Source organism: Ruminococcus sp. CAG:330, assembly GCF_000437175.1.
Taxonomy (GTDB): Bacteria; Bacillota; Clostridia; order Oscillospirales; family Ruminococcaceae; genus Ruminococcus_C.
Map to the genome: position 1 here is coordinate 1 of NZ_FR898011.1, position 6,907 is coordinate 6,907.

Annotated in this window: 6 protein-coding genes and 1 pseudogene; 2 read left to right on the forward strand and 5 right to left on the reverse strand. The window is 54.3% G+C overall.

The window, feature by feature from the left end; all coding sequences use genetic code 11:
• Window positions 1-32 precede the first annotated feature (32 nt).
• A complete protein-coding gene (gene nadC / locus QZL66_RS02250) occupies window positions 33-878 on the reverse strand; it encodes a carboxylating nicotinate-nucleotide diphosphorylase (protein WP_022410139.1) in 846 nt (281 codons plus the stop codon).
• Window positions 879-906: 28 nt separating this feature from the next.
• Window positions 907-2,358 (reverse strand): L-aspartate oxidase, encoded by a 1,452-nt coding sequence (locus QZL66_RS02255; RefSeq protein ID WP_022410140.1) that lies wholly within the window; start codon window positions 2,356-2,358, stop codon window positions 907-909.
• A gap of 811 nt (window positions 2,359-3,169) precedes the next feature.
• Between QZL66_RS02255 and rny the strand changes: the two genes are divergently transcribed.
• On the forward strand, window positions 3,170-4,747 hold the full coding sequence (rny, locus tag QZL66_RS02260) for a ribonuclease Y (protein WP_293601785.1): 1,578 nt from the start codon (window positions 3,170-3,172) through the stop codon (window positions 4,745-4,747).
• A 117-nt stretch (window positions 4,748-4,864) separates the two neighbouring features.
• On the opposite strand, the gene QZL66_RS02265 is transcribed toward rny, so the two are convergent.
• The 3 genes from QZL66_RS02265 to QZL66_RS02275 all read right to left on the reverse strand — a co-directional run bounded on the left by QZL66_RS02265 (window position 4,865) and on the right by QZL66_RS02275 (window position 6,275).
• On the reverse strand, window positions 4,865-5,500 hold the full coding sequence (locus tag QZL66_RS02265; protein ID WP_022410142.1) for a DUF4179 domain-containing protein: 636 nt from the start codon (window positions 5,498-5,500) through the stop codon (window positions 4,865-4,867).
• A 100-nt stretch (window positions 5,501-5,600) separates the two neighbouring features.
• Window positions 5,601-5,771 (reverse strand): DUF362 domain-containing protein, encoded by a 171-nt coding sequence (locus tag QZL66_RS02270; RefSeq protein ID WP_022410143.1) that lies wholly within the window; start codon window positions 5,769-5,771, stop codon window positions 5,601-5,603.
• A 174-nt stretch (window positions 5,772-5,945) separates the two neighbouring features.
• Window positions 5,946-6,275 (reverse strand): ArsR/SmtB family transcription factor, encoded by a 330-nt coding sequence (locus QZL66_RS02275; RefSeq protein WP_022410144.1) that lies wholly within the window; start codon window positions 6,273-6,275, stop codon window positions 5,946-5,948.
• Between the two features lie 405 nt (window positions 6,276-6,680).
• On the opposite strand from QZL66_RS02275, the pseudogene QZL66_RS02280 reads away from it, so the two are divergent.
• A pseudogene (locus QZL66_RS02280) lies at window positions 6,681-6,907 on the forward strand (hypothetical protein); the annotation flags it as partial.

A 6,907-nucleotide genomic window follows, 5' to 3' on the forward strand; every position in this document is an offset into this window, starting at 1 on the left:
AATCCGCATATATTTCCTACGAACACAAGCTCTTACTGTTTGGTGCTGATGCGCATGGAGATGTCGAAGCACTTCACAGAGTGTGTCAGTGCGCCCAGCGAGATGATGTCCACGCCGGTTTCCGCAATGCTGCGGATGGTTGCCTCGGTGACGTTGCCGGATGCCTCCAGCGGAACCCTGCCGTTCACCAGCTGCACTGCCCTGGTCATCTCTTCGCAGCTCATGTTGTCCAGCATGATGATGTCAGCGCTGGCGGACAGTGCCTCTTCCAGCTCTGTCAGGGTGCGGACTTCTACCTCGATCTTCACCATGTGACCGATCTTGGCACGGAGCGCCTGCACTGCCGGCGTGATGCCGCCGTAAGCGTCGATGTGGTTGTCCTTGAGCATAGCGCCGTCGGACAGATTGTAGCGGTGGTTCTTGCCGCCGCCCACGGTGACTGCATACTTCTGAAGCGGACGCAGTCCGGGGAGTGTCTTGCGGGTGTCGGTGATCTGTGCCCGTGTGCCCTCCACCAGTTCCACACAGCGGCTGGTCGCAGTGGCGATGCCGCTCATGTGCTGGAGGATGTTCAGTGCCGTGCGCTCGCCCTTGAGGAGCGTCTTGGTGCTGCCGGTCATGGTGGCGATGATGTCGCCCTTCTTTACCTTTTCGCCGTCGTGGATGCGGATGTCCATCTGGAATCTGCCGCCCACCAACTCAAAGACACGCTTTGCCACGTCAATGCCGCAGAGGACACCGCTGTCCTTTGCCAGATAGTACGCCTCGCTGGTGTGTGCGTCGTCCATGAGGTTGTCTGTGGTAACGTCAATATAATGAATATCCTCTTCCAGTGCTGTGGTGATCAGCCGGTCGATGTAGGTCTGCTGTAGCATCATAATGGTAGAAATCCTTTCTGTCGCTTTTTTAGAGTACTTCTTTCAGGATGATATAGGCAACGGTTGCCAGAGATTTTGCCTCCACATAGTCTGCGTCTACGATGTAGTTGCCGTTGAGAAGCTGGTTGCGGATTTCCTCGATGCGCCGGAATCCCTCCGGCAGCTTCTCCTTGTTGGGAATGACGAAATAGTTTTCCTGCATGATCTTCCGGATCTCAGTGCGGAAGCCCTTGGGCAGCTTCACCGCATCCGGCTTTGCCGGGAATGCTGCGGTTTCAAAGGTCTCCGGCGCGTCGGACATCTTCTTGGCGATGTCCAGTGCTGCCTGGCGGGAGAATACCAGTGCCTCCAGCAGGGAGTTGCTGGCAAGGCGGTTGTTGCCGTGAACGCCGGTGTGCGAGCACTCACCTGCGGCGTACAGATTGGGGATGGTGGTCTCCGAATTGGTGTCCACCTGAATGCCGCCCATGAGGTAGTGCTGGCACGGGAAGATCGGAATCGGTTCCTTGGTCATGTCGTAGCCCTGTTCCAGAACCTTTTCGTAGATCATGGGGAACCGGTTGCGGACGAACTCCGGATCCTTGTGGGAAATGTCCAGATAGAAGTTGTCGGACTTGGTCTCCCGGCTCTCCAGAATGATAGAGCGGGATACCACGTCACGGGGTGCCAGCTCCAGCCGCTCGTCATAGCGGTCCATGAACCGCTCCTTCTTGCAGTTGAGCAGGTAAGCGCCTTCGCCGCGGACTGCCTCGGAGATGAGGAAGCACTCTCTGGTGTGGTGGTCGTTGAAAGCGGTGGGATGGAACTGGATCAGGTGCAGATTGCGGATCTCTGCGCCGTTTTCATAGGCAAAGGCAATGCCGTCGCCGGTGGCAATTTTGGAATTGGTGGTGAAGCTGTAGACCCGTCCGATACCGCCGGTTGCCAGCAGCATGAAGTGGCTGTTATATGTGGTAAAGGAGCCGCCCTGCATGATGTTGACCGAGAAACCGGTGCCGGTCTTTTTCATGCCCACCATCATAGCGTGTTCCAGAATGGTGACATTGGGCAGGGTCTTGACCTTGCGGATGAGCTTGTCCAGAATCTCTGCGCCAGTGGCATCCTTGTGGTGGAAGATGCGGTGGCGGCAGTGACCGCCCTCCAGTGTCCGGTGCAGCTCGCCGTCCGGCGTGCGGTCGAAATCCACGCCCATGTCCAGAATTGCCTGAATCTCGTGGGCAGCGTGGGTGGTCAGAATGTGCAGCGTCTCCGGATTGTTTTTGAATCCGCCGGCAACCATGGTGTCATGCTCATGCAGTTCAATGGAATCCTGCGGGGACTTGTATACACCGGCAATTCCGCCCTGCGCCAGTGCAGAGTTGCACAGCGTCAGCTCCTGCTTGCAGACCAGCAGAACCCGGCAGGAGGCGGGAAGATTGATTGCACCGTATAGTCCGGCTGCACCGCAGCCCGCAATGATCACATCAAAATTGTTTTCCATAACATTCACGCTTTCTATTCGTTTTCTATGGGGTGTTCCGTTTTCCAAAATGCACCTAATACACCTGTATAAGGGTTGAAAGGCACACTTTGTCCCGCTTCTGGCGGTGTTTCCATCCTAGTATAGCATACCTCGCCCCATTTGTCACTACTTTTTGCGCACTTTCGGAAAATTGCGCAAAATGGAAAGCGAAACCTGTTAAATTTTTGACAAATGAAAGCGGCGGTACGGAAAAACGGGGGATTTGGGGCGGGGATTTCTTTTCCAATGGAAATTCTGTGGAATATTTACAGAAATACCTTGACAAGCAGCCGGAAACAGTGTAAAATAATATTGTTGTATCAATTTACAAAACGAATTCCGGCGCAGTTCTGCCGGAAAGCGCTGCATTTCTGGAGAGTCTGCGGACTCTCGTGTGCGTTTGATTTATTTGATAAGCTGCGGGCAACGCCTGCGGTTGTGTGCTGGTCGGTGTGTCTTTTTGTGCACGGCGGGCACTCTAGATGTGGATGCTGAATCAAGCAAAATATAATGTTCCTCAAAGCCGGCTCTGTGCGGCAAAAATCGTGCTGCGGACTGGCTTTGGTTTCGAAAGATGCAAAATAGGATTGTTGTATGGAAAGGAGTCAGAATTCCATTGGAAATTCCGACACTGCGGCGGAGGGGGTTGTGTCTGTACAGGGTGAGAACTGTGCGGATGCCAGATCGCAGTTTTGAAAAATGAATACGAACGCACATGCCTTTTTGGCGAAAATGCTGTTGTACCGATATACAAAAGTCAAAAAAGGAGGTTGTGCAAAAAATGCCTAGTTTGAATTTGGCAGTTGCCATTGTGCTGTGTCTGGTGGCATTGCTGGCAGGTGCCGGCATCGCCGGAATGGTATCCTATCGAAAGGGTATCGCTGCCGGCGTGGAACAGCGGAAACAGCAGGCGGAAGCTGCCATTGGCTCTGCGGAAAAGGAGGCAGGCCGGATTCTGGAAGATGCCCAGCGGGAAGCCGATGCCAAGAAAAAGAACGCATTGGTCGAGGCAAAGGACGAGATCTATAAGCTTCGTTCGGAGGCGGAAAAGGAAATCAAGGACAGACGCTCGGAAGTTGGCCGGCAGGAACGCCGTGTGCAGCAGAAGGAAGAGAGTCTGGACAAGAAGACCGACAATCTGGAGCGAAAGGAAGAGTCCCTCAAGCGGAAGATCCAGACGGCCGAGCAGCGCCTGGCAGAGGCGGAGGAAGTCAAGGCAAGCCAGATGCAGGAGCTGGAACGCATCTCAGAGCTGACACGGGAGCAGGCAAAGGAATACATCCTGCAAAGCCTGGAGGATGAGCTGACGCACGAAAAGGCGCTGAGGCTGTCCAGCTATGAGCAGCAGCTCAAGGACGAGTGCGAGGACAAGGCACGCAGCTACATCTCGCTGGCCATTGCCAAGTGCGCTGCCGATCAGGTTTCGGAGTCGGCGGTCTCTGTGGTAACGCTGCCCAACGACGAGATGAAGGGACGCATCATCGGCAGAGAGGGACGGAACATCCGTGCGCTGGAAACGCTGACCGGTGTCGATATCATCATCGACGATACGCCGGAGGCAATCGCCCTGTCCTGTTTCGACCATGTGCGCCGTGAGGTTGCCCGGATCGCACTGGAAAAACTCATCAACGACGGCCGGATTCATCCGACCAAGATCGAGGAAATGGTGGAGAAAGCAAAGCGTGAGGTGGAACACCGCATCCGTCAGGAGGGCGAACGTGCTGTGCTGGAAACCAATGTCCACGGTCTGAATAACGAATTGGTCAAGCTGCTGGGCCGGCTGTACTACCGCACCAGCTACCGGCAGAATGTTCTGGCACACTCCATCGAGGTTGCAAAGCTCGCCGGTGTCATGGCAGCAGAAATGGGCGTGGATGCCAATCTGGCACGCCGTGCCGGACTGCTCCACGATATTGGTAAAGCGCTCACCGCTGAGAGCGAAGGCTCCCACGTCCAGATCGGCGTGGATGTCTGCCGGAAGTACAACGAGAACGCCGATGTCATTCATGCTATCGAGGCGCATCACAACGACGTTGAGCCACGCACTGCGGTTGCCTGTATTGTGCAGGCTGCCGATGCGATCTCGGCAGCACGCCCCGGCGCAAGAAGCGAGAACTACGAAAACTACATCAAGCGGCTGCAAAAGCTGGAGAGCATCTGCTCCTCCTATGAGGGCGTGGAAAAATGCTATGCCCTGCAGGCAGGCCGTGAGATTCGTGTCATGGTAGTGCCGGAAATCATCAACGACGAGAAGATGGTTCTGGTGGCACACCAGATCGCAAAGCAGATCGAAGCAGAGATGGACTACCCCGGTCAGGTCAAGGTCAACCTGATTCGGGAGAGCCGTGTGGTCGATTACGCAAAATAAGAACCTGTCTTTACAAGCGTATCCACGTATATTTCTTGTATAGACAGGTTCTAAAGAATCAGCAAAGCCCTGACTTCCGTTTGGAAGCTCAGGGCTTTTTGTGTCATGCTATAAAAATCAGAATTTTGTCACAGGCTCCGGCGCAGCCTCCATGTCCTCCCGTGCAATGTCAAAGGTGAAGCACTGGGACTGGTCGGTCAGACCGGCAGCGGGGAAGTAGAGGAATGTCACCGTGGAGAAGTCCGCCGGCAGCTCTGCTCCCACGTAGCCCTGCCGGGATTCTCCGGCGGGGATGGGATCGTTGAAGCTTTCGGCGTCCTCGCCGAATTGCAGCATGACAAAGCGGTTGCTGCGGATGTCAATGCCGGGATAGCCCTCGCCGTCCGCCAGAATGGCGAAGCTGTTGGAGAGGAAGCTGGTGGCAAGATCCTGATCGGTGTTGTTGTGGATGGTCAGCTGGAAGAAGACCAGTCCCAATTCCTGTTCGTCCTCGGTGAACGTGTGGTCGGAGAGGTACACCTTGTCCAGTGTGGCACTGACGCCTTTTGCCTCCACTTCCTTGCCCACCTCAGCGGTCTGGAAGTTGACCTCCTGCGAATCCGCCTCCTGCAATGCAGGCGAGGAGGTGACGGCGGATTTGTCCTCTACAATGCGAACCGTGCCCTTTTCAGTCTTGCTGCCGCAGGCAGTGCAGGAGAGCAGAAGCATGGCGCCGGTGCAGAGTCCTACGAATTTCCAGTATGTTTGTTTCATGAAAAAGAGTCCTTTCTGTCGAAGTTGTATAGAAAAAAGACTGCCCTGTTTCCGGCAAATTAACCGGAGCAAGACAGCCTTTTGCGAAATGTACCGATGCTTAGTCAGCTTCAATTGCGTCTGCCGGACATTCATTTGCACAAGAACCGCAGGAAATGCATGCATCCTCTGCAATTTCATACTTGTCAGCACCCTCGGAGATTGCGCCTACCGGACATGCACTCTCACAGCTGCCGCAGCTCAGACATGCGTCTGTAATCTTATATGCCATTTTCATTTCACCTCCGCTCGGGAAACGCTTTTGCTTGCGGAATGGGAAGCGCTCCGGAGGAACGGTCCGCATTCCGAAGCGGCGGGGGGAATCCCCCTGCTGCCTCTATTATAGCAGATTCTTTTTCAAAAAGCAAGCGTTTTTCCATAGCAGGAAAAAGTTTTTTCTGCGGGCTTATTCCAGCACGTGTTCCAGCGCCTGTCCGAAGATGGAGGAGATGTGGGAGTCCGCCAGCGAATAGAAAATGGTCTTCCCCTCCCGGCGGCTGGTGACCAGCCGGGACTGCTTGAGGATGCGCAGCTGGTGGGAGATGGCAGACTGGGTCATTTCCAGCTTCTGTGCGATGTCCCGCACGCACTCCTCCTGATGGAACAGGACGAAGATGATGCGGACACGGGTGGGATCTCCGAAGATCTTGAACAGATCTGCGACTTTGACCAGTGTTTCCTCTGACGGCATCTGTGCCGGAAGCAGGGTGTGCGGGTGGTGGTGATGCGGTTCCATGCGGACATGCCTCCCTTGCGGTGATTTCTTCTGAATACCATCATACGACATTTTTCCGGATTTGTCAAGCAACGGCAGCGAAAATGCACGCAGAGCCGTTTGGAGAAGGCACTCTTATCGGGAATCGCCTTTCAGAAATTCTGGCTTTGGCAACCGCATGTCTGCACTTGCCGGTTGACGAAATCTGTCGAAGAAAATCGAGAAAAATCGGAAAAACTTGTTTTCCCGTATAGTACACATTGCTGAAATGAAAATTTCAAAAAATCGAACCTTTTTATTTTTGCTTCACTAAACTATGCGGAATATCGGTGTGTTATAATAAAGGCAATATTACAATGGTATCGGAAACGATGCCATTTCGAAAGTGCCGCTGAAGGGGACGGCGTAGATCAGAAAGAGGAAATTATGACAGCAACAAAACAAGAGCGCCGGCAGCAGGCTGCGCCGGCACAGAGTGTGGACGTGGTCGAAGACTTCGACTACAGCAATCACTCAGATTCCTATAACCAGGCGTTTAAAGCATGGCGCAAGGACGAGAAGAATGACTATGTCTTCCGCTGCAAGCAGGGGACGGAAGTTGTGTATGTGGAGGGAAAGGGCTACTCTGCTTCCGATCCGGCGGCGGAAGAGCG

Coding starts and splice junctions, on each gene's coding strand:
- nadC (WP_022410139.1), bottom strand. CDS start 878: ATGATGCTACAGCAGACCTACATCGACCGGCTGATCACCACAGCACTG.
- QZL66_RS02255 (WP_022410140.1), bottom strand. CDS start 2,358: ATGGAAAACAATTTTGATGTGATCATTGCGGGCTGCGGTGCAGCCGGA.
- QZL66_RS02265 (WP_022410142.1), bottom strand. CDS start 5,500: ATGAAACAAACATACTGGAAATTCGTAGGACTCTGCACCGGCGCCATG.
- QZL66_RS02270 (WP_022410143.1), bottom strand. CDS start 5,771: ATGGCATATAAGATTACAGACGCATGTCTGAGCTGCGGCAGCTGTGAG.
- QZL66_RS02275 (WP_022410144.1), bottom strand. CDS start 6,275: ATGGAACCGCATCACCACCACCCGCACACCCTGCTTCCGGCACAGATG.